At 44.8% G+C, this 24,728-nt stretch carries 21 protein-coding genes; 7 read left to right on the top strand and 14 right to left on the bottom strand.

From position 1 onward, the window contains the following. Positions 1 to 510 (top strand): DUF2062 domain-containing protein, encoded by a 510-nt coding sequence (locus R8N46_RS07620; RefSeq protein WP_005387834.1) that lies wholly within the window; start codon positions 1 to 3, stop codon positions 508 to 510. 148 nt (positions 511 to 658) lie between these two features. On the opposite strand, the gene lolE is transcribed toward R8N46_RS07620, so the two are convergent. Genes lolE through lolC form a run of 3 tightly spaced genes read right to left on the bottom strand, consistent with a single transcriptional unit; the run spans position 659 to position 3,814 of the window. Then, the gene (lolE, locus tag R8N46_RS07615; RefSeq protein WP_318098382.1) at positions 659 to 1,903 is read right to left on the bottom strand and encodes a lipoprotein-releasing ABC transporter permease subunit LolE; all 1,245 of its coding nucleotides are present in this window, start codon (positions 1,901 to 1,903) and stop codon (positions 659 to 661) included. A 2-nt stretch (positions 1,904 to 1,905) separates the two neighbouring features. Next, entirely contained in the window at positions 1,906 to 2,613 is a 708-nt protein-coding gene (lolD, locus tag R8N46_RS07610) for a lipoprotein-releasing ABC transporter ATP-binding protein LolD (RefSeq protein WP_005378457.1), read from the bottom strand. Further along, the gene (gene lolC / locus R8N46_RS07605; protein ID WP_017820015.1) at positions 2,606 to 3,814 is read right to left on the bottom strand and encodes a lipoprotein-releasing ABC transporter permease subunit LolC; all 1,209 of its coding nucleotides are present in this window, start codon (positions 3,812 to 3,814) and stop codon (positions 2,606 to 2,608) included. Before lolC ends, lolD begins: the two co-directional genes overlap by 8 nt. A 249-nt stretch (positions 3,815 to 4,063) precedes the next feature. Here lolC and R8N46_RS07600 point away from each other — a divergent pair, with 249 nt between their 5' ends. The 4 genes from R8N46_RS07600 (at position 4,064) to R8N46_RS07585 (ending at position 9,584) form a co-directional block, all read left to right on the top strand. After that, positions 4,064 to 4,633 (top strand): hypothetical protein, encoded by a 570-nt coding sequence (locus R8N46_RS07600; RefSeq protein ID WP_017634743.1) that lies wholly within the window; start codon positions 4,064 to 4,066, stop codon positions 4,631 to 4,633. A gap of 5 nt (positions 4,634 to 4,638) precedes the next feature. Further along, entirely contained in the window at positions 4,639 to 8,100 is a 3,462-nt protein-coding gene (mfd, locus tag R8N46_RS07595; RefSeq protein WP_115385841.1) for a transcription-repair coupling factor, read from the top strand. Positions 8,101 to 8,107: 7 nt separating this feature from the next. Beyond that, positions 8,108 to 8,875: a peptidoglycan binding protein CsiV gene (locus R8N46_RS07590; protein ID WP_021707672.1), complete on the top strand. Its 768-nt coding sequence runs from the start codon at positions 8,108 to 8,110 to the stop codon at positions 8,873 to 8,875. Between the two features lie 160 nt (positions 8,876 to 9,035). After that, positions 9,036 to 9,584, top strand: coding sequence for a GNAT family N-acetyltransferase (locus R8N46_RS07585; protein WP_005387823.1), 549 nt, complete (start codon positions 9,036 to 9,038; stop codon positions 9,582 to 9,584). Positions 9,585 to 9,660: 76 nt separating this feature from the next. On the opposite strand, the gene R8N46_RS07580 is transcribed toward R8N46_RS07585, so the two are convergent. The 7 genes from R8N46_RS07580 to hinT all read right to left on the bottom strand — a co-directional run bounded on the left by R8N46_RS07580 (position 9,661) and on the right by hinT (position 15,873). Continuing rightward, positions 9,661 to 10,950, bottom strand: coding sequence for an NAD(P)/FAD-dependent oxidoreductase (locus R8N46_RS07580; RefSeq protein WP_005378463.1), 1,290 nt, complete (start codon positions 10,948 to 10,950; stop codon positions 9,661 to 9,663). A 532-nt stretch (positions 10,951 to 11,482) separates the two neighbouring features. Next, the gene (gene ycfP / locus R8N46_RS07575) at positions 11,483 to 12,025 is read right to left on the bottom strand and encodes an alpha/beta hydrolase YcfP (protein WP_005378464.1); all 543 of its coding nucleotides are present in this window, start codon (positions 12,023 to 12,025) and stop codon (positions 11,483 to 11,485) included. Positions 12,026 to 12,100: 75 nt separating this feature from the next. Further along, a complete protein-coding gene (gene thiK / locus R8N46_RS07570; RefSeq protein WP_115385840.1) occupies positions 12,101 to 12,982 on the bottom strand; it encodes a thiamine kinase in 882 nt (293 codons plus the stop codon). A gap of 24 nt (positions 12,983 to 13,006) precedes the next feature. Next, complete coding sequence (gene lpoB / locus R8N46_RS07565; protein ID WP_005378467.1) at positions 13,007 to 13,597, bottom strand: penicillin-binding protein activator LpoB; 591 nt, start codon at positions 13,595 to 13,597, stop codon at positions 13,007 to 13,009. Between the two features lie 66 nt (positions 13,598 to 13,663). Beyond that, positions 13,664 to 14,056: a YcfL family protein gene (locus R8N46_RS07560; protein WP_005378469.1), complete on the bottom strand. Its 393-nt coding sequence runs from the start codon at positions 14,054 to 14,056 to the stop codon at positions 13,664 to 13,666. After that, positions 14,056 to 15,453 carry a COG3014 family protein gene (locus tag R8N46_RS07555; RefSeq protein WP_065274288.1) on the bottom strand — a complete coding sequence of 466 codons (1,398 nt, stop codon included), beginning with the start codon at positions 15,451 to 15,453 and terminating at the stop codon, positions 14,056 to 14,058. The genes R8N46_RS07560 and R8N46_RS07555 overlap by 1 nt, the downstream gene beginning before the upstream one ends. 69 nt (positions 15,454 to 15,522) lie before the next feature. Beyond that, a complete protein-coding gene (gene hinT / locus R8N46_RS07550; protein WP_005378473.1) occupies positions 15,523 to 15,873 on the bottom strand; it encodes a purine nucleoside phosphoramidase in 351 nt (116 codons plus the stop codon). A gap of 269 nt (positions 15,874 to 16,142) precedes the next feature. Here hinT and R8N46_RS07545 point away from each other — a divergent pair, with 269 nt between their 5' ends. Then, on the top strand, positions 16,143 to 18,134 hold the full coding sequence (locus R8N46_RS07545; protein ID WP_115385839.1) for a methyl-accepting chemotaxis protein: 1,992 nt from the start codon (positions 16,143 to 16,145) through the stop codon (positions 18,132 to 18,134). A 163-nt stretch (positions 18,135 to 18,297) separates the two neighbouring features. Beyond that, a complete protein-coding gene (locus R8N46_RS07540; RefSeq protein WP_064353735.1) occupies positions 18,298 to 19,458 on the top strand; it encodes a DUF1887 family protein in 1,161 nt (386 codons plus the stop codon). A gap of 157 nt (positions 19,459 to 19,615) precedes the next feature. Here R8N46_RS07540 and udp read toward each other — a convergent pair whose 3' ends face one another. From udp to R8N46_RS07520, 4 genes are all read right to left on the bottom strand, one after another. Continuing rightward, on the bottom strand, positions 19,616 to 20,374 hold the full coding sequence (gene udp, locus R8N46_RS07535) for a uridine phosphorylase (RefSeq protein WP_005378479.1): 759 nt from the start codon (positions 20,372 to 20,374) through the stop codon (positions 19,616 to 19,618). Positions 20,375 to 20,688: 314 nt separating this feature from the next. Continuing rightward, positions 20,689 to 22,995, bottom strand: coding sequence for a zinc/cadmium/mercury/lead-transporting ATPase (locus R8N46_RS07530; protein WP_115385838.1), 2,307 nt, complete (start codon positions 22,993 to 22,995; stop codon positions 20,689 to 20,691). 172 nt (positions 22,996 to 23,167) lie between these two features. Beyond that, entirely contained in the window at positions 23,168 to 23,587 is a 420-nt protein-coding gene (locus R8N46_RS07525) for a CBS domain-containing protein (protein WP_005378483.1), read from the bottom strand. Between the two features lie 247 nt (positions 23,588 to 23,834). Further along, a complete protein-coding gene (locus R8N46_RS07520; RefSeq protein ID WP_005378485.1) occupies positions 23,835 to 24,569 on the bottom strand; it encodes an RNA methyltransferase in 735 nt (244 codons plus the stop codon). Between the last annotated feature and the right edge of the window lie 159 nt (positions 24,570 to 24,728).

The following is a 24,728-nucleotide window of genomic DNA, read 5'->3' as shown; positions in this document are numbered from 1 at the left end:
ATGCCTAGAAAGCTGATAAAACGCTTCATGCCAGATCATGAATTGATCAAACGCCAAAAAGCATTGAAGGTCTTCGGCAATGTGTTGTACAACCCAAACTTGTGGTGCTTAAACCGCCGCTCGGCATCAGGGGCTTTTGCTGTCGGGTTATTTATGGCTTTTGTTCCGCTGCCGAGCCAAATGATCATGGCCGCTGGTTTGGCCATTATGTTGGGTGTCAATCTGCCCCTCTCCGTCGCTTTGGTATGGATCAGCAATCCTATCACTATGCCTGTGCTATTTTACTTTGCGTACAAGCTAGGTGCTCTAGTGATGCGTCTTCCCCCGCAACCTTTTCACTTTGAACTATCGTGGGAATTCATCATGCAGCAAATGAGCACCATTGGACCTCCATTTCTATTGGGCTGCGCAATTTGTGGGGTTGTATCCGCGATTATTGGCTACTTCGGAATTCGAGGGCTTTGGCGCTACTCAGTGGTACGGAGCTGGCAAAAACGCAAAATAAGATAAGACCTTACTGCGTAAAAATCAGCATTTGAGCTATCAGTTGAGGGACATCTAACAGTTAGAATGAAACGCGATGTTACTCAAGTCGGATAAATACAAAAAAGGACCGAATTCGGTCCTTTTTGTTTTTCGCATACTGTAAAACAATCAGCTATTTAGAACTCAGTACAGCCGCCGGATTCAACCTTGCGGCACGCGAAGCAGGATACCACGTCGCAAGTAAACTAAGCACTATAGCCGTCACTGACACCAATGCCACATCTGGCCAGTGTAGTTGTGATGGTAAGAAGTCGACGAAGTAAATATCACCCGATAAAAACTGATGACCAATTAAGCTCTCTACCCCTTTAATTAACGGAGTCAGGTTTAACGCCACTAAGACACCGATAACACTGCCGACGAGACTGCCAAATACACCAGAGAATACACCTTGCCAAACAAAGATCCGTTTGATTAGGCTATCTTTTGCTCCCATTGTTCGCAAAATTGCAATTTCCGCCGCTCGGTCTTTCACTGCCATCATCAACGTAGACACAATATTAAAACATGCCACGCCAATCACCAGTACCATCACCAAGTACATAATGGTGCGCACGAGCTGAATATCGCGATACAAAAAACCAAACTTTTGCTGCCAGCTTTTCAAATACACGTAAACATCAACCATGCTACCAACCTCGCGAACAATAGAAGGCGCATTGAGAACATCGTCAGTTTTTAGTGAAATGCCTGTGACCCCTTCCCCTAACCTCGCGTATTGCTGCGCATCAGCTAATGGTACTAACGCTAGAGAGTGGTCGATTTGGCCATTCAACGTTAAGAACCCTGACACCTTCACGCGCACACGCTTAGGAGCCTGCACTTTATTTGCGCCGCCTGTTTGCGGAATCATTAACGTAACATAATCCCCCACGGCGACATTTAGCTCGTTTGCTACACCTCGGCCTAAGATCACTTGCTGCTGACCGGCATAAAAGTTTTGCCAAGCTGCTTGGTCAATAAAATTCGATAAGCTCGACACCGCTTGCTCGAAAGTAGGCTCTACACCACGAACTTCTATCGCTTTTAGCTTACTGCCTTTTTCTGCCAAGCCCGTAAAACGAACGTACGGTGCTGCCGCAACAACATGTTCATGTTTTAGAGCTTGATTCATCGTTTTGGTGTAGTCCTGAAGTGGTCCATTAACACCTTCTAACTCGCCGTGTGGAATCACAGACAACACACGCGATTGCAGCTCGCGCTCAAAGCCATTCATTGCAGACAAACCGATAATGATCACAGCAACGCCAACCGCAATACCAATGGTCGAAGAAAGCGATATGAAAGACACCATCTTGTTGCGCTTTTTCGCTCGACTGAAGCGACCACCAATCATCAAAGCTAAAGAGGTAAACAAAACTAGCCCTCCGCAGATGCTGTATCAGTCACAAAACGATCTACGAGCAAACCATCTTGCATGTGCATTTGACGATCCATTTTTGCTGCCAGCTCTTTGTCATGCGTGACAACCAAAAATGCAATGTTTGACTCTTTATTGAGCTCGCGCATCAAATCATAGATAGACAGTGCCGTATTGTGATCTAAGTTCCCCGTAGGTTCATCAGCCAAGACCAGATCAGGTTTATTCACCAATGCACGCGCAATCGCAACACGCTGACGCTCACCGCCCGATAACTCGGAGGGTCTATGTTGCATCCGATGACTCAAACCAACTTTATCTAACAGCGCTTTAGCCGCCTGTTTTGCATCCGCTACTTTAGCACCGCCAATCATCAGTGGCATCGCCACATTTTCAAGCGCAGTAAAGTCAGCCAACAAGTGATGAAACTGGTATACAAAACCAAGGTGCTTGTTGCGTAATGCCGCCTGTTTGTTCGAGCTCAAAGCTGATAGGTTTTGCCCTAGAAAATCAACTTCACCATGAGTTGCGTCATCTAACGCACCTAAAATATGCAATAAGGTACTTTTTCCCGAACCAGAAGAGCCAACAATAGAAACCAACTCCCCTTTGTCGATATCGAAACTTACGCCTTTCAACACTTCCGTATCTAACGAACCCTCTCGGTAGACTTTACGAATATCACGACATTCTAATAGCTTATTCATAGCGAAGTGCCTCAGCAGGTTTAACAGAAGATGCTCGATAAGAAGGATAAAGCGTAGCAGCAAGGCTAAGAGCAATCGCCAACACCACCACTAAAAGAATTTGGAGTGAATCAATCAAGATGGGTAGATGACCACCAAAGCTGAATAGCGCCACACCAGCAGATTCAAGAATCGCATTTAGATTAAGTGACAAGATCACGCCCGCAGCGCCACCAACAATCGCGCCAATTACACCACTGCTTGCACCTTGCACCATGAAAATGGTCATCACTTGAGATTGAGTCATGCCTTGAGTTTTCAATATTGCGACTTCTGATTGCTTCTCCATTACCACCATGATTAAAGCGGAGATAATATTGAATGCAGCGACACCCACAATTAGACCTAGCATAAGTCCCATCATGTTCTTTTCCATTTTCACCGCTTGGAAAAGCTCACCACGCTGTTCGCGCCAATCACTCCATTCCCATCCATCAGGCATGGGTTGGTCAGCAAAATCCGTCACCATAAATGGGTCAGAGAAAAAGACACGCCAACCAGAAACCGTGTCTTTAGGGAAACGCATCAGCTTAGATGCATCCGTCATGTTCACAATCATTAATTGACCATCAACGTCCGATCCCGTATTGAAAATGCCTGAGACAGTAAAGTTTCGCTGGCTAGGAATACGACCAAGTGGGGTAAACTGCGTCGCGTTGGTCACCATCAAGCGTACTTTATCCCCGATTGAGACCTTTAGTGAACGCGCCAAACTGTGACCCAAAAATACATTGTAGTCACCTGCATGAAGTGACGATAATCGTCCGGCAATCAAATGGTTGCTAATCGGATCGCCTTTCTTAGGTTCAATACCGATGAGGTAACCAGCCGTCAGCTGTGCAGAACTCTGAATAACAGCCTCTCCTCTAACGATAGGCTCCGGCTGAGATTCACTCGACATCGCTTGAACAAATGGAGGGGCAGACTCGGTCATAGGCGTTTTTCCATCGTGTTGCGAAACCACGGCATGAGGTAGCACACCTAAAATGCGTTCTTTTAACTGCGATTCAAACCCGTTCATCACAGAAAGAACCGTCACCAACGCCATTACACCGATCGTAATACCCGCCGTCGACATATAAGAAACAAATCGGCTGAACCTATCTCCAGAGCGTCCCCGAAGATACCTTAAGCCAATAAACAATGAGATAGGATGATACATATAAGACAAACCAACTGGTTGTTTTGATATAAAGCTTTAGCGGATTATCTTACCTTACTCTTCTCATTAAGAAGACAAGAGAATCGCTAAATTTGTCAACGACATGCAATAAGTCTGTATTTAGGGCAAAAAGTTCAAGGACAAATCGGCTAAACTTGATAACTTCATTCAGTTAGCGATAATCAGTGCCCTATTTCTCTTTGTTTGTTGAGTGAACAGGGAGCGCTCACTGGCAAAAGGATCGACTATATGACAGAGCAAGAATACTTTACCGTCCATCATAACCTCACCATCAACGTCGAAACGTTGAGTGCGGACTTTGCTTTGCCAGATGAAGAAACATTTGCCTCCGAAATTCCAGCACCATTTATTGTCGCCAGTGAATTTAGTCACTTAGATATGTTGGCAGACAACGCGCGTCTAGAGCTGAAAAACAAAGAGTTAAAGCATGTGATCAACTTGCTTGATACGCAAAACGCGAAACTTAACCTCTTGTTGAGCTTTATGCTTTCACAACAAGATGACGCCTCCATTCGCTATCAAACGACGCAGTTTGGTGCTAGTCAACTCAGTTTCCGCTCAGATACAGCGTTAACTACTCAACAACTCGTTCGTGTTAAACTGTTCCTCGATCACCCTGCTGCGGCGATTTACTGTTACGCTCAAGTAGAAGAATGTGATGCTTCAGAGCAAGATTTCATTATCACGCTTAGATACAAGATGCTCCGAGAATCTGATCAAGATTTACTGATAAAGGCGGCACTGTATCAACAACAAAAACTTTTACGTCAGCGCTCGATGGAGCGAGATAAAAAATAATTCCTATGACAAAAGCAACGATTCTTTCCGTCACCAACCCTTCAGAGCGTGGCGACAAAAAACAGCTAGGTAATTTGCCGGGCGCAGCTCTACCTCTAGCCATTGCAGAGCTAGCCAAACAGCATTCGAGTCACTCGCTACTCGTTGTGCCTGACCCGCAAATCGCTTTAAAGCTTCAGGCAGAGATTGAGCAATTCACCGACCAAACGGTAAGCCTGTTCCCCGACTGGGAAACGCTGCCTTACGATAACTTTTCTCCGCATCAAGAAATCATCTCTGAACGTATCGCACGCCTATACCAACTGCCAAGTCAACGTGATGGCATAACCATCGTCCCGGTCAGTACAGTATTGCAACGCCAATCGCCACGTGATTTTCTGTTGCAACACACTTTAATGGTGAAAACTGGTGATCGGCTCTCGCTAGAGAAGTTACGTGTACAACTTGAAAATTCAGGCTACCGCCATGTAGATCAAGTATTTGGGCCAGGTGAATATGCAAGTCGTGGGTCTATTCTGGATCTCTTTCCTATGGGCAGCAATGACCCGTACCGCATCGACTTCTTTGATGATGAAATAGATACCATTCGCACGTTTGATCCAGAGAACCAACGCTCTATCGACGATATTCAGCAAATCCAATTGCTGCCAGCACATGAGTTCCCAACCACTAAAGAAGCGATTGAAGATTTCCGTACACGTTGGCGCACCCAGTTCGACGCGCGCCGCGAGCCTGAATCAATCTACATGCAAGTGACCAAAGGCACGTGGCCCGCTGGTATTGAGTATTGGCAGCCGCTGTTTTTTGACCATACCGACACTTTATTTGAATATTTGCCAGAAGACTCTCAAGTCATCACATATGGTGATATCGAATCTGCGGTCGATACTTTCTTAACCGATGTCGAATATCGATACGACCAGAAAAAAGTTGATCCGCTGCGTCCTCTTTTGACTCCTGAACAGCTTTGGTTGAAAAAAGACGAACTTTTCAGTCAACTAAAACAGCTCCCTATCGCTCAATTGAGCCTAGATAAAGTGGTTAAGCGTGCCGGTCGTCAAAACCTACCCGTACAATCGTTAGCCGAGCTTGGCGTTCAGCAACAAAATAAAGAGCCGCTCTCGCGCCTTCGTCAGTTTAGTGAGCAATTCAGCGGAAAAATCGTTTTCTCGGTAGAGTCAGAAGGTCGTCGTGAAGCACTAACGGAGCTGTTGCAAGGCATCAAAGTTCGGCCAGTCGTACATGGCTCACTTTACCAAGCTCTAGACTCGGGAGATCGATTCAGCTTGATCTTAGGCGCAGCAGAGCATGGTTTCATTCACGAAGAGCTGAACTTCGCTCTGATCTGTGAAAGTGATCTACTCGGTGACCGTGTTATCCAGCGACGCCGCAAAGATAAAAAAGCCGTCAACAGTGACACCGTTATTCGCCATCTTGCGGAACTAAAACCCGGTCAACCTGTGGTTCATATTGATCACGGTATTGGCCGCTACATCGGTTTACAAACACTTGAAGCCGGTGGTATGAAAACGGAATACGTCACCCTTGAGTATCAAAACGATGCCAAGCTCTACGTGCCAGTTTCATCACTGAATCTTATCAGCCGTTATTCTGGCGGCGCTGAAGATAGTGCGCCACTGCATAAATTAGGTGGTGAAGCGTGGGCAAAAGCACGTCGTAAAGCGGCAGAAAAAGTGCGTGATGTCGCGGCAGAATTGCTGGATGTATATGCTAAACGAGAATTAAAACCTGGCTTCAAATTTGAGCTAGATCGTGGGCAATACGCAACATTTAAAGCAACATTCCCGTTTGAAGAAACAGATGACCAAGCGATGGCCATCAATGCCGTCTTGTCAGACATGTGCCAGGCAAAAGCGATGGATCGCTTAGTGTGTGGTGACGTGGGCTTTGGTAAAACGGAAGTCGCTATGCGCGCAGCATTTGTCGCAACGGATAACAGTAAACAGGTCGCCGTACTCGTACCAACAACCTTGCTTGCTCAGCAGCATTTCGAAAACTTCCGTGACCGTTTTGCCAACTTACCAATCCGAGTTGAAGTACTGTCTCGTTTTAAATCTGCCAAAGAACAAAAAGTCATTCTGCAAGACGTTGCCGATGGTAAAGTAGACATTGTCGTTGGTACGCATAAGCTGCTTTCGAGCGACATTAAATTCAAAGATTTAGGTTTGTTGATCGTTGATGAGGAACACCGCTTCGGGGTTCGTCAAAAAGAAAAAGTCAAAGCAATGCGTGCGGATGTGGACATTCTTACCCTCACCGCAACACCAATTCCACGCACACTGAATATGGCAATGAGTGGCATGCGAGACCTGTCGATCATCGCGACACCTCCTGCACGCCGTTTAGCCATTAAAACCTTTGTTCGACAAAAAGAAGAGCCAGTGGTCCGTGAAGCGGTACTGCGTGAAATTATGCGTGGTGGTCAGGTTTACTTCCTGCACAATCAGGTTGAAACCATTGAAAAAACGGCAGAAGACTTACAGAAACTCATCCCAGAGGCACGCATTACCGTGGCTCATGGTCAAATGCGCGAGCGCGAACTTGAGCGAATCATGAATGACTTCTACCATCAGCGCTTTAATGTGTTGGTGTGTACAACCATCATCGAAACCGGTATCGACGTACCAACGGCGAATACCATAATCATGGATCGTGCGGACAATCTTGGCTTGGCGCAGTTGCATCAATTGCGTGGCCGTGTTGGACGTTCGCACCATCAAGCCTATGCTTACTTATTAACGCCACATCCAAAAGCCATGACCAAAGATGCCATCAAGCGTCTTGATGCGATTGCTTCACTGGAAGACTTAGGTGCTGGCTTTACATTAGCAACCCACGATTTAGAAATCCGTGGTGCTGGTGAGCTGCTTGGTGATGAGCAAAGTGGGCAGATTCAATCCGTTGGTTTTACACTTTATATGGAAATGCTGGAACAAGCAGTGCAAGCATTAAAAGAAGGCAAGGAGCCATCTTTGGATGAGCTGCTTCGTGAGCAAACTGAAGTGGAAATGCGAATCCCAGCGCTCTTACCAGATGATTACATTCCGGATGTAAACACACGACTGTCGATGTACAAACGCATTGCGAGTGTCACAAGCAGTGATGAACTATCAGAGCTAAAAGTGGAACTGATTGATCGCTTTGGTTTGCTTCCAGACGCAACAAAGAACTTACTTGCCGTCTCAGAATTGAAAATTTCGGCTGGTAGTTTAAAAGCGAAAAAGATAGAAGCCCATGATAAAGGTGGATTTATCGAGTTTTACCCTGATGCTGACATAAATCCAGCGTATTTAGTTAAACTGCTGCAATCACAGCCGCAAAAATTTGCAATGGAAGGTCCAACTAAGTTCAAGTTTAGCGTACCATTGGTGGACCGACGTAAACGCATTCAGTTTGTTCAAGACTTACTGAATGATTTTAAACAGAATTTATTACCAACGAGCTAATAGTCGAATGAGAATACTGATCCCGTTATTGCTTCTATGTGTCTCAATGCCCTCTTGGGCACAGCGCCAATTTGATATTGAAGTGATCATTTTCAAGCGAGCAGTCGACGCTGAAAGCACAACAGAATCTTGGCCGAATCAACTGCCAAAAATCGATATGGAAAATGTCGGTAGCCTAGAGAGTGAATCCTACCGCCGCTCTAAAGGCGTGACACTTTTGCCAAGTTCTTCTTTCCGTCTCAACGCGCAAGAAGCGGCACTAAATAATCATGCCGGCTTTAAAGTGCTTAAACACGTAGCCTGGCGTCAAGGTGACCGAGGTAAATCTAGCGCCCCAATTTTCCGCATCGTTGGCGGGCGAGATTTCTCTGATTCTTATCAAGCAGATGGCCGCCCAATCAATGGCAATCAAACATTTTCCAGCGACGGTTACAGTGAAGAGACGGTCAATGGCCCTTTATATGAACTAGATGGTCGATTCCAAATATACGTACAGCATTACCTCTTCGCCGAAACAACACTAGATCTGCGCGAACCAAGTGTTAGAGAGGTGCGTTTTGAACCAACCTCAACAGAGCAATTGGCGGATGACTTAGGTGAAGTAGATGGTAACGTCCAAGTCGGTAACTTGGCAGAAATATCGCCGACAGTAACCGAAGAGAAATTCCTGAAGAGTTATCGAATGGATCAAAAACGTCGTATGCGTAGCAGCGAGACTCATTACCTAGATAACCCGTTGATGGGTATGATCATTCAAGTTCGTCGGGTTCGATAAGCACGAGCAGTTCGACAAAGCGCAGCAAAGCTGCGCTTTGTTTTTATCTGCTATACCTCAGTTATTCCTAACCAACGCAGAGCAAGGAAAATAGCTGCGTTCAAGTATAAATAGACAGCTTTCAATTTACTTACACTCAACATGGAAGTCGTATTAGTTCATGAGTCCAGACTTTGAAATCATTGCGCCCCGCTTAGCGCTCAAGCTCATCCCTGCTGAAGAAGCACATTCACTACAACGATTACTTGCAGAATCCCCTTCGCTGCACCAATGGCTTGACTGGTGTGATAAAAACGTCACATTGAAAACCGCGCAGGACTTTCTGTTGGCAACCCGTCTTAACTGGGTCAAAACTGAGGCTTTTGGTTTCGGTATCTATGAGCGGCAAAGTAACACTTTGGTTGGAATGGCAGCGGTTAATGAGTTATATCATACGTTTAATATGGCGAGTATTGGTTACTGGGTTGCCGACCGCTATCAACGGCAAGGCTATGCCCAAGAAGCCGTTAAAGCCTTAGCAGAATTCTGCTTCGCAAAGCTAAGTTTAACTCGACTAGAGATTGTTTGTGACCCCGACAACGAAGCTAGCCAAGCCTTAATTGAGTCCGTCGGTGCACAAAAAGAAGCCATCGCCAGAAACCGGTTTATTTTTCAGGGTAAGCCTAAAGATGGCGTTGTGTTCTCACTTTTACCGACAGATCTAACATAAACAAAAAGCCACCGACTTGCGGTGGCTTCTGCATTTTTTAAGATACAACACATCCACACAGAGTGGATTTAAAACCTTAGTGCAGCTTAAGGTTTGGACGCAGCACGCGATTAATGCGGCCGACGAGCATCATCAGACCGGTTTTGAATACACCATGCAACGCCATTAGGTGCATGCGATACAATGAGATGTAAACGACACGAGCAATACGGCCTTCTACCATCATCGACCCTTTAGTTAGGTTCCCCATCAGACTACCAACGGTTGAGAAGCGACTTAGAGACACTAATGAACCGTGATCTTTATATACATAGTCTTTCAACTCGCGCCCGTTGATCTTCGCGACGATGTTACTAAATGCCTGGCTTGCCATTTGGTGTGCAGCTTGAGCGCGTGGCGGCACGAACGAACCGTCAGACTGGGTGCATTGTGCTAAGTCACCAATAACAAAGATGTCATCATCTCGTGTTGTCTGTAGTGTGTTTTTCACTACAAGCTGATTGATACGGTTCGTTTCTAAGCCAGCGATATCTTTAATAAAGTCTGGAGCTTTGATACCTGCAGCCCAAACCATGATTTGAGCTGGGATCTTCTCACCATCTTTTGTAGTAAGGCCATCTTTTTCAGCTTTAGTCACCATAGTGGCGGTGCGCACGTTTACGCCCAACTTCACCAACTCTTGATGAGCAGCAGAAGAGATTCGTGGAGGTAACGCTGGTAAAATACGCTCACCTGCTTCAATCAGATTGACGTTCAACTTGCTAGAGTCAAGATCACCGAAGCCATAAGTGCGCAGCTCTTTAACAGCATTATGTAACTCAGCTGATAGTTCAACGCCAGTTGCACCAGCACCAACAATCGCAATATCGACCGTACCGTTACCGTTTTTGGCGTGCAGCTTTAGGAACTCGTTGTTCATTTCTGTACGGAAACGGTGTGCTTGCTCAGGGCTGTCTAGGAAAATACAGTTTTCACGAACGCCAGGCGTGTTGAAGTCGTTTGATGTCGAGCCAATTGCCATCACTAGAATGTCGTATTCTAGCTCACGGCTTGGCATAAGAAGTTCACCGTGTTCGTCTTTAAGCTCACTTAAGATGATCACTTTACGTTCACGGTCGATGTCTTGAAGACTACCCATTTGGAAGTCGAAGCTGTGGTTTTTTGCATGAGCTCGATAGCTCAGTGCATCTACTCCTTCGTCCAAAGAACCTGTAGCAACCTCATGCAATAATGGCTTCCACAAGTGGCTCGCTTTTCGATCGACTAGCGTAATTTGCGCACGGTTTTTGCGACCTAGAGTTCGACCAAGCTTAGTTGCCAACTCAAGACCACCTGCACCGCCGCCTACAACGATAATGCGTGTCACAATGATTTTCCTCTACAAAAATGAATATATGGGGTTCAGCTCGATGCATGACTCACAAACATTTGTGGCATCCATCCAACCGATGAATTCTTGGTTCTTAGAGGTGTCTCAATTACTTGGATTAAAAAACTGCCACTCACCTTGATTCTTTATCTATCAATGACTTGTCAGGGTTTGGCACGTTTATCTGGTACGCATACGACGCCAGAATTTTTGGGCAAGTTTATTACTCGCTCTCAATTTTTTTTGATATTTATCAAATTATTTTAGTCCGGTTCATTATATAGAGACCAACTTTGAAGGCAACCAAAATCCGTGTAACGAGTACGGATTGACTACTTTTCGACTACTCTACAACAAGGTGTTCGTGCTACATAGGAGGGAAGTAAGAAAACGGTAAGGAGAACACAATATTCAAAGCGTTAAACCAAGAAAATGTGCCTTTCAAAGAGACAGTGGCTCGGCATACTCAAGAGAAGGAATCGCAGCAAAGCAGCCGATAAAAACGCCGCTTTACTGTCTACACTCAACATTAATAAGTATTTTTAAATGCCTTTATCGCTTGTAAATGATGAGAGATTTTTTTGAACTTATGAGACTGAGTTTCATCCCAAATGATTTGATAGTGTTTTTCTAGCTCAGCTGCCGTTTTCGAGTTGTCATGCACTTCATCATCTTTAGAGAGAATCACTAAGCAGTGAGCTTGATTTTTCGCTCGGAACTGATCAACACATTTTGTTGCGATATCTTCGTACTCTTCTGGGCGATCGATTCGACCAGCCATCGTTTTTTCTGGGTGCAAGTTCGGGTTGAACATCACTTGCTTGATACCGCATAGAAAACCAATTCGCTCAGACCAGTAACCACCTAAACCAACCCCACAGATTAACGGGTTTGGGTCATCAGATTGATCGATAACTTTAGACACTTCTTTTAACAAGTGTTGCATGTCGTGCTTTGGGTGAAGGGTGCTGTAATTGATAAAACGAACGTCGTCGTCGATAAATTGCAGTTGAAGAACTTTTTCGTGGTTACCCGGGCTTGTGCTGTCAAAGCCGTGTAAGTAAATAATCATCTGTACCTCTCCCTGTGTGTATCTGGTACTTTTATTAAAACTACCACTATTTCCTTACTGTTAAAGGGGAAAATATCACGAGTTCTCAAAACAGTGATCTTCCATACACAATGAGCCTTTCAACTCATACGCACTGTTTAAGTATTGTTCATCTCCCCACAATTTATAGGCAAGTAGATACCAGAGCATCGCCATCACCAAGGTTCTTGGTTGCCAAGCGTGTACACCTCTCAGCCAAAGAGACACATCTTCGATACCTCGAAGTTGGCAATACTGCTTTACCGCTTCTTCCACAGGCGCATTCGCGACCTGAATAGTTAAGGTCAAATCAAGCCTAGGGTCAGCAATCCCGGCATACTCCCAATCAATGACTTTCACCCCACTCTCCCCTCGCACTAGGTTGTAACACCCCAAATCGAAGTGACATAGGGCAAGCGGAACAGGTGCAACGTTCGGTTCCGTGCGCCACTTCATGTACAAAGCCTCAAACTCCGTACCCACATACTGACCATCAAGCTCAAGCCAATAATGATCGATGCGAGAAATATATGAAAATGGAACCAAAGGAATTGCGCTTATCGGATATTGATGAATCTTCGCCGCAATGGATAATAAATCGCTTAGTGCTAAGCCTGACTCCGTCAGTGCCTCTCCTTCTATCCATTCCACCAGCAACCCTTGCTCATGAATAAAAACTGGCTTGGGGCCAATTTCCAATGAAGAGACTGCATTCAGCACTTGATATTCACTGTGACGAGAAATTGAAAAAGCCTTGCAGACATGACTGGTCGGTCGCCAGATGTATGCAAGGCCTTGAGAAGATTCCAACCGCCAACAGCGGTTGGTTAGCCCCCCGGTAACAGTTTGTACTTTTACCGGAGGCTCCGTAAAGAAGCCATCGAGAGCATTAAGACTCGGATCTAACTGTTTTGCTTGTTGCCAAGAAAACCATGCCATTGATGACTTCTCCACCCTGTTCGATTAAAGACCGAATAGGCTCTTAGATTGCGCTTTACGAATTTCAGTTTCATCCGCCCACTCAATCAAACCTGTTTCTAGGTCCATTAGGCGCATGGTCATCTTGTAGTATACATCTTTATCGCTACCTGCATTTTTCACAATGCTAGATAGGTTGCCGTAAAGCATGTATTGAGCACCAACCATTTTACCAAATTGGATAGCTGTGCTTTGGTTAACAAGCTCATCCGTGTTTTGGAAGTTAAGTTGTTCACGCACAGACTCAACACGATCCATATCAACAAAACGGAACTTACCTGAGTTCAACATCTTAGTAGAGATCGTGTCAGTAATGGATTCAGTGTCAATATGTTCACTGGTTTTGTTCTTAATTCGCTCAACAAAAACGATAGGACGTTGGTCACGAGTAATTGCTGCTACAGAGCCCGACATCATCATGCTATCCACCATTTCAGCCGCGATTTTTTGTAAATCTGTTGAGCCAAAATCGATAGTCGTGGTTTCTGTTGCTTGCGCATCGCCGTAAGAGACTTTGTTAGAACAGCCACCTAAAATGACGGCAAGACCTAAAAGAGCAATAATACTTTTTTTCATGAGAGTTCCTTAGTTTTTCAATACCAGCGCATCGTTAGCGCCGCAGCTTCGGCAGAGCCGTTAAGATTAATCGTCTTGTGCTTCTCTAATTTGCACACGGAATTTTGTGCCATTTGGATTCACAGTAACTTCAGATAACGTGACTTGCTCAAATCCTCGCACAATCATTTTTCGCCACGGACCAGGTTTGGTATTCACTTCTAAACCATTGTTGTCATACCAATAAAATCGGTAAAGAATGTGCTGATCACCTTTGTAATTGCTACTCAGCTGCACGACTCCTCGTGGGCGATCATCAACGTAAGTGGTGGTGATGTTGTCAACTAATAAGCGACTACCTAAAACGTTATCATTAAAAAATACTTTTTGCGTTTGGCCATCAATTCGAATACCAGCCGTGTTTTCGGCGCATCCAACTAAACCAATAGCCATTGCTAAACAAACAAGCCATGCTTTCATTACAGTCTCCCTAGCTGTTTATGCCACACGGTTGAGTGTGCTCCCTGACGAGATACCCATACCAATGTAGTCTGCTGTGCAGGCACTTCAAACTGATAGGTTTGATCACCCAAGTTTAAACTTTGTGTTCCCGGTTTCACGATTTTTGAAGCCGTTTTCACTTGCGCTGGCAATGTTTGCCAACTTCTTGTATCTGGCTGTTCGGTCAATGTGTTCCATACATTGAAAAGTATGTTGCCTACATCATCGCCTTTTTTCGCCGCCTCTTTTCGGATTCGATCTTTTGCCCAAACACGAAGAGCTTGACGGATCACTATTGTAGTAAGACGTTCATTAAGATCGTTTTGCGCCATCGCATTAACATCAGTCAGCGTACTGGAAGGCAATATCTGACCATTTAAAACAACATCGCTAAAACGTTGAGCACCTCGGTTCTGATAATAAGGAAGCGCCAACGAATAAATCGCGCCATTATCGCGACTGTCGTAAATTGGTAAATCAATACGCCACCCTTTCATCGCCTCAACAACACCCTGCTCATCAATAACGATGACTCGCCCTTGTGACTGAGTTAATCCAGAAGGTGCTTTACCATACCGCTTCTCTAGCATGCGCAAGTCTTCACGCATGCCCAGCTTCTTAGCAGCGTATAAGGTGCTTTCCACAACTTGCTTGTTGTCTGGCATTACAGCGAGTGCTCGTCGGTAATCAACATAAGCACTGTTTAAGTCTCGCGACGCTTCATATAACAAGCCAGAAAGATAGAACAGATAACCATTTTGTACCGCGCTTAGTTTTTTACCAGCATCAGGGTAGTTCGCTAACACACTGCCTAAATTGGCAGACATGCCTTGCTTGTTAAGGTCTTTCTCTGCTGCTTTTAGCTCTTTTTCACGCGCCTTTCTTGCTGCTTCCTGAACTTGATTAGCTCGACGCACTTCAACTAGTGCCCCTTCTAAATCGTTTTTCTGTAAGTAATTTAGTCCTAGATACAGGTGCAAAAAGCCAAGTTCGTAATCGGCGGGATGATAGTCTTGGAGATTGTCGTTCACTGCGAGAGAGCCGACGCTCGTTGCCGTGTCTGACACAGATATCGTCGCACGATCTTGTTGAACACGTACAGCACGATCGCTGCTTTCTAGCGCATTTAAACTTGTTAGGTAATCTTCAGCAAGAAAAGAGATACGACCTTTTTCAAAATTGCCAAGTATCTCGCCACCCACTTCACTTGATTGAAGTTGTTTTGCTTTGGCATATTCCCCTGCAACAACGGCTTGATAAACTTCTTGATTCTGGTTGCTGTAATGGCTAAACAGATTGCCCGCAGATAAATTCGCGCAGCCAGAGGCCATTAAAGCCCAGCTCATCAGCCCTAACAGCTTTACACCTAGTTTCACATTTATCTCCACAAATGTGTCATTCGACAGGAAAAAGAAGTGGGTGAATCACCACCCACTTTTAAAAGCTTAGCTCAATACCATTGGACCTAGAGGGCGGCCGCCTAGTAGGTGCATGTGAATATGGTAAACCTCTTGGCCACCATGTGGATTACAATTAACGATCAGGCGATAGCCGTCTTCAGCAATACCTTCTTCTTTCGCTAACTTTCTAGCAACAGTGAACAAACGCCCCATCATTGCTTCATCTTCAGCTTCTACATCATTCGTTGTTGGGATCAGTTTATTCGGAATAATGAGAATATGGCTTGGTGTGCGAGGGTTAATGTCGCGAAACGCAGTCACCAAATCATCTTGATAAAGGATATCGGCAGGGATTTCCTTGCGAATAATTTTACTAAAGATCGTTTCTTCCGCCATGAGGACTCCATTTTATAAACGTAATTAGACCCCAATTAGTATGCGCCAACCAAAAGCGGAGCTCAATAAAAACAGTGTTCACTTAACATTATTAATCAAATGCTAATTAACGAAGCTTTTTTTGTCGTGTGCGTCATAAAATGCGCGTCACAAACTGAATACAATCCAATGAATTTTGTTACTTTTTTAAGACAATTATTATTTTTATACCCAAGTAAACTCAAAAATGCTTGGGTAGCTTGTCTATTTTTGGGAGAGGAAGCTCACTTATGCGAGGTTCAGTTATTAAAAGGATGTATGCCGGCTTTGCACTGATCATCATCCTATTTGCCGTCACAATTGCCATTATGATGGGAGGAATGAGTGCTATTCACGGAAAATTTGGCACGGTTTCTAAATCATCCCTACCGTTGGTATCGTTATCTAATCAAACCAGTGTTGAGCTGCTTTCTGCCGACAAATCATTTAAAGACTTCCTGACAACAGAGAATAAACAACGCATGGATGAAATGCGTCAGGAATTTGCTAGATCTCAACAGCGCTTCGAATCCACATTGGCTCAACTGAAAACCGCAAGCCAAATCTACCCTTCTCTTGCCGAACCGTTTTCAGAGTTAAAAACGTTAGAGCAGAGCTATTTTACAGAAGCTCTAGAGGCCATGGACAACTACGAAGCAATGTTCGCGGCTCAAGAAGAAGTGCAAAAATCCTCACGCCGCTTCCAAAAACTGAATACCGAACTTTCGGTTGGTCTTAAAGAATATGTGGCAGATCAAACCAGCATTTCTGTCAAAGTCATGGCAAAGAGCTACTTTATCAAGTTAAAAGATGCCGAAGTAATTACCTCTGATGCCCTCGCCAGTTCCAACCCTGAGTTTGTTACGCAAGCCGTAGCTAAAAACCGCAAAGCAGTAACGCACTTGAATTACGCATTCCGCGGGTTGGTGACTCAGCTTCCTGAGCTAGAAAAAGCATTTGGCGAATCTGTAGAGCAATTTACTCGTGACGTCGGTATGCGTGGCGGTGTGCTAGACCAACATAATAATTACCTCAATGCTCGCGCCGCTTTGTATAACAATATCGCCAACCTAGCAAATAAAGTGGATTCAACCATGGCGATTCTTGAGCAATTTACGACAACCGCAACAGATAAGCTCAATGAATCATTGGCAGATGCAGGTGACATATATTCGGCCGGTGTAACGAAAGCCATCATCATTGGCGTTATTGTCGTTTTACTCGCGACAGCGATTGGCTACCACATCGCACAAAGCGTTCGCGAGCCGTTGACTCGTATTCTAAAAGTGTTAGAAGGCCTGACTGAAGGTGATATGACACAGCGTATCGATATTCGCTATAACAACGAATTCAGCCGTGTGAGTGGACACATTAACTCACTCGCCGACAACCTTCACGAGATCTTGGTGAAACTCAACGAAGCGTCAGAAAACCTATCGTCAACCGCGACAACCAACGAACGCACCTCTTCGCAAGCACAAATTAAATTGAGCTCTCAACGCGAACAAACGGCAAACGTCGCTACCGCGATGACAGAAATGTCTCATTCAGTGCAGGAAGTCGCGCAAAGTGCGCAAGGCTCGCTAGAAATGGTGCAACGCGTCGAATCTGCCTCTGAAGAAGGCAGAAATGTTATGAGCAGTAACATCTCAACCATTAATCAACTAGAAACACGTTTGAACGAATCGGTCTCCGCAGTTTCTGAGCTACAAAAGATGAGTGGTCAAATTGGGTCTATCCTTGATGTGATCCGCAACATTGCGGAGCAAACCAACCTACTGGCATTGAACGCGGCAATTGAAGCGGCTCGCGCTGGTGAACAAGGTCGCGGCTTCGCGGTAGTGGCAGATGAAGTACGAGTACTCGCATCAAGAACGACTCAATCAACCACTGAAATTGAATCCATGATCAGTAATCTGCAATCTAGCTCACAATCGGCAAACCAAGTCATACAAAGCTGTATGAGCGATATGGAGATGTCGGTTGAGCAAGCGTCAAAAGCGAACAGCTCAATGGAAGAGATCCAGGCGCTAATCATTGAGATCAGCCAAATGAGTACGCACATTTCACAAGCAGCAGCAGAGCAAAGTGAAACATCAACAGACATTGCTCGCAGCATCGAAGATATCAACAGCATCGCCGATGAAAGTTTCCAAGCCATGTCGAGTATCGCACAAACCAGTGAATCACTGACCCACTTGGCTCATCAGCAAAATGAATTGGTCCACCGCTTTAAGTTATAAATACTTTATAATTAAGAGCATTAATTAGTGCAATCAACTGTATAAGGGCGACTTTTTGTTAAGTCGCCCTTGTTTTTTGTCGGCCATGTCTACATATGATTAATAAGGCCAGCTCATCCCCTTGCACAACTCTTTTCGAGCGGCCTCATAAAAAGGAAAATCTATGGCTGTTCATGTTGGTATTATCGACCAAGACCCAGTGAGATTGGTCACTCCTCTATTAGATAATCGTACGCTAAGCACACATATCGTCTTCATCGGAGACAAGAGCCAGTTAGATATATTTGACCGACTGAGTGCCGTTTTAGCTCAACGAGAAATTACTTCTGAATTTTTTGAAATTCCATCCGCTGTTAATACATCTCTGATCAAACAAGCAATTCAAAAACTGGCAAAAGACCTTCATGAACGCGGCGAAGATGTAAAATTGAACGCGAGCTGTGGTCTTCGTCATCGCTTGTTGTCGGTGTACGAAGTTTTCCGTACCTATCGCTGGCCAATTTTTGTGGTTGAGCCTAGTAGCGATAAGCTTTGTTGGTTATACCCTGATGGCAAAGAAGATACCCAAGTCGAAGATCACATTACGATTGCAGATTACCTCACTATCTTTGGTGCACGCGGCGAGTTTCACCACGTTGATTTACCACCTCTTCTTGATAAAAAATTGTATGAACTTGGTGAACGATGGGCCTCAAATGCGCTTGAGCTTGGGCCAGGTCTAGCAACACTTAACTACCTTGCAACCACATGCCGCAAAGAACAAAAGCTTGATGTCGAGCTCTCCGAAAAACAGCAGGGCTACCGTGAGCTCAACATGTTGCTTTCAGATTTAGTAGAAGCAGAAATCGCCACCTATGAGAATGGCGTTTTAACGTTTGCAGATGAAGATGCTCGACGCTTTTCAAACGGTGAGTGGTTAGAAACTTTGGTTCACAGCACCGTGAAGCAAATCCAAGACACCATGCCGACGATCCAAGATCGATCGTTAAATGTTCAGGTTTATCGTAAACTTGGTGAAAGTGAAGTACGCAATGAGTTAGATGTCGCAACAGTTGTAAACAACAAGCTGCACATCATCGAGTGCAAAACCAAAGGCATGAGAGATGACGGCGACGATACTTTATATAAGTTAGAATCGCTTCGCGATCTATTAGGTGGCTTACAAGCGCGCGCAATGTTGGTGAGCTTCCGTCCTCTTCGTCACAATGACATTACTCGTGCTGAAGACTTAGGGCTAGCCCTGATTGGCCCTGATGAGCTTAAAGATTTAAGAACGCACTTAACTGCTTGGTTTAAAGACGCGGGCGGTTCAGACGAGATATAGTGCCATTAAGAAAAGCTAAAATTCACAACGATAAAAAGCAGCATTAATGCTGCTTTTTTTATACCTAAATTTTAGCTGTACGCATTTCTATAACTAGAAAAAAACCAGAGGTTAGCCTCTGGTTTTTTCTGTTTGTTTAAATGCCAACTATAGGGGCTTAAAGCATTTTACGCGCTGCTTCTACAACCACTTTAATTGAACGCGCTTCCGTTTCTTTCAGAGTTGAATGATCTGGAATCTCTTTTTGTGTACGGTTGATGATAACACCTGCCACACAACCCGCTTTTAAACCAGAGCTCGCACACATTGTTAGCAGTGTTGCAGACTCCATCTCGAAGTTAAGTACGCCCATGTCTTGCCATTCTTGCATAGAGCCTTGGAAACGCTTAACAACACGACCAGAGAACGTATCGTAACGTTCTTGACCAGGGTAGAACGTGTCGCTTGATGCAGTCACACCCATGTGAACTGTAGCGCCAGACTCTTCTACCGCTGCTTTCATTGCGGTTGCTACTTCAAAGTCAGCAACTGCTGGGAATTCCATAGGAGCAAAGTGTAGGCTCGCACCGTCAAGACGAACTGACCCCGTCGTTACGATCATGTCACCCACGTTTACATGCGGTTGAATTGCACCCGTTGTACCAACACGTAGGAAAGTACGAACACCAAGCTGTGCCAATTCCTCAACTGCGATAGAGGTAGAAGGACCACCAATACCTGTAGAACAAACCACAACAGGTTTACCGTCTAGCTCTGCACGGTATAGCGTGTATTCACGATGGCTTGCTAGAAATACTGGATTTTCCATTTGTTCTGCGATTTTTTGAACACGCGCTGGGTCACCAGGAATGATCGCTAGAGTCGCACCATTAAGATCAGCTTCAGTAACACCTAAATGGAATACAGCTTGAGACATAAGTCGCTCCTTATTGTGGCTTATTTTATGAACAATAAGCTCATTAATCAGTTATTGGGTACAGATGCACTGTAGCGAACCTTTCACCAACATAGAGTGATCACAATCACAATGACAAAATGTAATGAAAATGAAATTTCAAACAAAACTGGTATTGATCACACTTTAAGGGGCGTTAAATCATTTTGTTGCATAGCAATGCGTGATTTCAAGGACGAGAAAAACGTCTGATCGCATCAGGTGAATACGGTTAAAAAAAGCCCGATACACGAATGCCTCGGGCTATTAATGAGTGGGATCATTGGTTAGGTCAGTTATTTGATCTGTTTGGACTCAAAACGAAGTAATCTCAACGCATTCAATGTCACCAGTGCTGTTGCACCACTGTCAGCTAATACTGCAACCCACAACCCAGTAACCCCAAGTAAACTTGTCATTAAGAATACACCTTTCAAACCTAGCGCTAACGCGACATTCTGACGAATGTTACTTAGCGTCGCACGAGACAGTTCTATCATGGCAGGTAGCTCAATCAACCGGTTGTGTGTTAACGCCGCATCAGCAGTCTCGAGCGCAACATCCGTACCGCCTCCCATCGCAATACCAATGCTCGAAGCTTTCATGGCTGGAGCATCATTGATACCGTCTCCCACCATCGCAACGGTATGTTGTTGTGATAGTTTCTCGACGTAATGCACCTTGTCTGCAGGTAACAAACTCGCTTTATAATCCAAGCCTATTCTATTTGCCATTGCTTCTGCACTTCTCGGGTTGTCACCCGTTAGCATCACCGACGTGACCCCAAGTTCCTTCAACATTGCGATGGCTTGCTGGGCATCTGAGCGCAATGTATCTTGCCATGCGATCACGCCAATGACCTCGTCATCGTAACGAACAATGACAACCGTTTTACCTTGTTGTTCCAACGTAACCACTTGCTCTTTGGCTTCTTGAGAAAGTGGAAAGTCTGCCTTTGAAGGCGTGACCACTTGGACCATTTTTCCATCGACGTAACCAGTGACACCAGAGCCTACTTGCGCGGTTTTATCCAACGCTTCAGGAATAGTAAGCCCCTGCTCTTGCACTTTGGTAACTAAAGAAACCGCTAGAGGATGACTTGAACCAACCTCGATTGACGCAGTTAGGCTAAGTAACTTGTCTTCATCCATATCAAAAGCAAAGACGTCGGTCACTTCTGGTTTACCTTGCGTCAGTGTCCCAGTTTTATCAAATGCGACAGACTCAACCTTGCCAAGCAACTCAAGCGCCGCTCCACCTTTGATCAATGCGCCCCGCTTAGCCGCTGCCGCCAAGCCAGAAGTGATCGCCGCAGGCGTTGAAATGACTAATGCACATGGACAAGCAATCAACAGCAGGGCGAGTCCTCGATAGATCCACGTTTCCCACGGTTGGGCAAATAGTAATGGCGGCGTAACGATAACCATCAGAGACACCAACATCATTAGTGGCGTATACCAACGGCTAAATTTATCAAGAAAGCGTTCTAATGGTGCCTTACGGGATTCTGCTTCTTCAATCAAATGAAGAATTCGATCTATCGCATTCTCGCCCTGACGGGAAGTCACCTGTAAACGAACCACTTTATCGACAACCACAGCCCCGGCCATCACTTTGCCACCGGTTTGATGTTCAACGGGAACAGATTCTCCCGTTAACGCACTTTCGTCAAAACTCGCAAGCGCATCTTGCAAAACACCGTCGGCAGGCAAACGACCTCCGGGGGCGACTTCTATGATATCCCCTGGTTTAAGCTGAGCAGCTGGTACTTCTTTACGCTCTCCATCAATAATTAAAATTGAATTTTCTGGGACTAAGTCCATTAACGCCTGGACACCGCTTCGCGCGCGAGATGATGCATATGCTTCTAACTTTTCACCAATAAGGAAAAGCAATAACACCATTGCGGCTTCGGCGGTTTCACCTAAATATAAAGCGCCGAGCGCCGCTACACTCATTAACGTTTCAATCGCAAAAGGCGTACCGCTACGCGCCAACTTAAATGCTTTGAGCGCGATTGGGTATAAACCAAGTAAACACGTCAAAGTGAATAACCAAGCGCTTATTTGAGGGTCGATCTTAGAAATGACTGCCGCAGTAGCCATTGCACCAGCAATCGAGAGAATTTGGATGTTGTCTCTTATGACGCCAAGCCAGCCTTTCTTTGTAGTGCTTGGTTTTGGAGCATCAAGTGAAGAGAGCGGGAAACCCGTTTTTTGGGCTGTCTGCTCTATCGTAGCTATCAGCTCTAGACCATCAAAATCGACGACCAGTTTTTCTGTTGCAAACAAAACCTTGGCTTGGCTGACGCCTTGTAAAGACGTAATGGCTTTCTCAAGCTTTTGCGCACAAGATGGGCAATCCATACCTGACACAAGCCAAGCGTTCCGAACGGAGGAATTACTCTCCCTTGTGGGATCGTCTTCCTCGCCTGTGTCAACGCTGCAGCCTCCTCCACTACAGCAAGAGCTTTCAGAAACATCAACACTGGCCTGAGAGATATTGAGCGAAGATTTTACTGGCGCACAGCATGACTCGCTTGCACCAAGCGGCACCGCAGTTTTGATTTTGCTAGATTGGCAACCTTGATGTTTTGTACACATAATTTTTTCCTTATTGGTATCGGTGGTTTACCTATTGCTAAGGATAAACCTTAGAGTAAGCTCCAAGGTCAAGATAAATTTGTACAGTTCGGCGATAGAAAATAAAAAAGACGCCGAAGCGTCTTTCCAAACCAGTTTAAAAGCAATATTCCGTAAAGTTTAAACAGAGAGGTTAAACGGGATGCTTAAAACACTCATTTAATGTCATTCCTATGGCACGCAGCACGTCTCTTCTTGTGATAACACCAACCAACTTACCTTTGCCATCCACCACTGGATACATTTTCGGCTTTCCAACTTTCATCATGTCAGCCAGTTCAATTACTGACATTTCTGGAGAAACAGATAAGACATCATCATGCATACACTCTTGTACCGTATGTGTATCTTGGCAGTGATAACTTGCTTTCACCAACTTATCTAATAAGTCTTGCTCCGATAAAAACCCAACCACTTTTTCATTTTCATCAATGACAGGGCCACCTAGTGTGACACTTTGCATTACTTTGTTTAAAGCTGCCGAAAGTGACATATCTTTCGTGAAAGTCACCGCTTGCAACGTCATGTAATCTTTTACTTTTAATGAATGCATTCTTATCTCCTTAAGGGCATTTTATTGCGGCCTTTAGATAAGTGTCGCCTAATTTCCTGATTTTACTAAATGGAAAGGAGTAATTTTATTTATAGGCACAGCCTATTGAACTAAAACAAAATTAACTCACCGAACAACATTCACTGTATTTCGTTAGACGCAAGATTCAGCCAGGCTGATTTTTCTAGGCAATAAATACAACAAAGCCAGTCAAATAGACTGGCTTTGTTATTAAGTAATTGTTGCATTAGCTATGTTGGCGGCGCATGTTGTCTAAAATAATGCCAGTCGCCATCGCGACATTCAGTGATTCGGCACCGCCAAACGCCGGAATCGTGATCTTATCTGTCACGAATTTTGCTGCGGCTTCGCGCACACCATGAGATTCGCTGCCCATCAACAAAATACCTTCAGCAGCGAAATCCGTTTTATGAACGCTCTCTCCTTCCAAAAACGCGCCATATACTGGCAATTTGGCGTGTTCCAAGTAACTTGGCAAATCCACCAAACTCACTTGTACGCGGCCAAAGCTGCCCATGGTCGCACTGATCGTTTTAGGATTATAAGGATCAGCACAATCTGTACTCGCAATAATGTGCTTGATGCCATACCAGTCTGCAACACGAATAATCGTACCTAGATTACCAGGGTCGGATACACCATCTAGCGCAATCATCAAGCCTTTCGCTTGAGGCTCTTTTACACTCGGAATTTCAACCACAGCAATGGCCGCATTATTGCTCACAAGCGTGCTCGCTTTGGTCAATTCATCAAGCGATGCTTCAACACAATCAAAACGATTTAGCGTACCAGCATTTTGTTCGAGAAATGCCGCTGTTGCAAAAACCTGCTTCACCTTCAATGAACTACTTGCTAGCTCTAGTACGTTCTTTTCACCCTGAACTAGGAATAAGCCATGCGCTTTACGCTGTTTCTTTTGACCTAAAGCACGAAGCAGTTTTAATTGGTTTTTTGAAATCATTAAAGTATCCCAGGTGAAAATGGTTATTCGGCGAGTGTACCCTAAACAATCTTCACGAAAGTTCGGTATCGAGCGGATGAGATTATAAATTATACCTAAATAACCTCAAGAAGCTTGATCATCAGAAGACGTTGAACACCAAGCGTAGCCAAAATAAAA

Source organism: Vibrio sp. 1874, from assembly GCF_033344395.1.
GTDB lineage: Bacteria > Pseudomonadota > Gammaproteobacteria > Enterobacterales > Vibrionaceae > Vibrio > Vibrio alginolyticus.
The sequence above is the reverse complement of the archived record's forward strand: the minus strand, read 5'-3'. Positions and strand labels throughout refer to the sequence as shown.

Coding starts and splice junctions, on each gene's coding strand:
- lpoB (WP_005378467.1), bottom strand. CDS start 13,597: ATGAAAAAAAGTATTATTGCTCTTTTAGGTCTTGCCGTCATTTTAGGT.
- mfd (WP_115385841.1), top strand. CDS start 4,639: ATGACAAAAGCAACGATTCTTTCCGTCACCAACCCTTCAGAGCGTGGC.
- lolD (WP_005378457.1), bottom strand. CDS start 2,613: ATGAATAAGCTATTAGAATGTCGTGATATTCGTAAAGTCTACCGAGAG.
- R8N46_RS07600 (WP_017634743.1), top strand. CDS start 4,064: ATGACAGAGCAAGAATACTTTACCGTCCATCATAACCTCACCATCAAC.
- ycfP (WP_005378464.1), bottom strand. CDS start 12,025: ATGATTATTTACTTACACGGCTTTGACAGCACAAGCCCGGGTAACCAC.
- R8N46_RS07525 (WP_005378483.1), bottom strand. CDS start 23,587: ATGCATTCATTAAAAGTAAAAGATTACATGACGTTGCAAGCGGTGACT.
- R8N46_RS07590 (WP_021707672.1), top strand. CDS start 8,108: ATGAGAATACTGATCCCGTTATTGCTTCTATGTGTCTCAATGCCCTCT.
- udp (WP_005378479.1), bottom strand. CDS start 20,374: ATGTCTCAAGCTGTATTCCATTTAGGTGTTACTGAAGCTGATCTTAAT.
- R8N46_RS07620 (WP_005387834.1), top strand. CDS start 1: ATGCCTAGAAAGCTGATAAAACGCTTCATGCCAGATCATGAATTGATC.
- R8N46_RS07545 (WP_115385839.1), top strand. CDS start 16,143: ATGCGAGGTTCAGTTATTAAAAGGATGTATGCCGGCTTTGCACTGATC.
- R8N46_RS07560 (WP_005378469.1), bottom strand. CDS start 14,056: ATGAAAGCATGGCTTGTTTGTTTAGCAATGGCTATTGGTTTAGTTGGA.
- R8N46_RS07540 (WP_064353735.1), top strand. CDS start 18,298: ATGGCTGTTCATGTTGGTATTATCGACCAAGACCCAGTGAGATTGGTC.
- lolC (WP_017820015.1), bottom strand. CDS start 3,814: ATGTATCATCCTATCTCATTGTTTATTGGCTTAAGGTATCTTCGGGGA.
- thiK (WP_115385840.1), bottom strand. CDS start 12,982: ATGGCATGGTTTTCTTGGCAACAAGCAAAACAGTTAGATCCGAGTCTT.
- R8N46_RS07585 (WP_005387823.1), top strand. CDS start 9,036: ATGAGTCCAGACTTTGAAATCATTGCGCCCCGCTTAGCGCTCAAGCTC.
- R8N46_RS07530 (WP_115385838.1), bottom strand. CDS start 22,995: ATGTGTACAAAACATCAAGGTTGCCAATCTAGCAAAATCAAAACTGCG.
- R8N46_RS07520 (WP_005378485.1), bottom strand. CDS start 24,569: ATGATTTCAAAAAACCAATTAAAACTGCTTCGTGCTTTAGGTCAAAAG.
- hinT (WP_005378473.1), bottom strand. CDS start 15,873: ATGGCGGAAGAAACGATCTTTAGTAAAATTATTCGCAAGGAAATCCCT.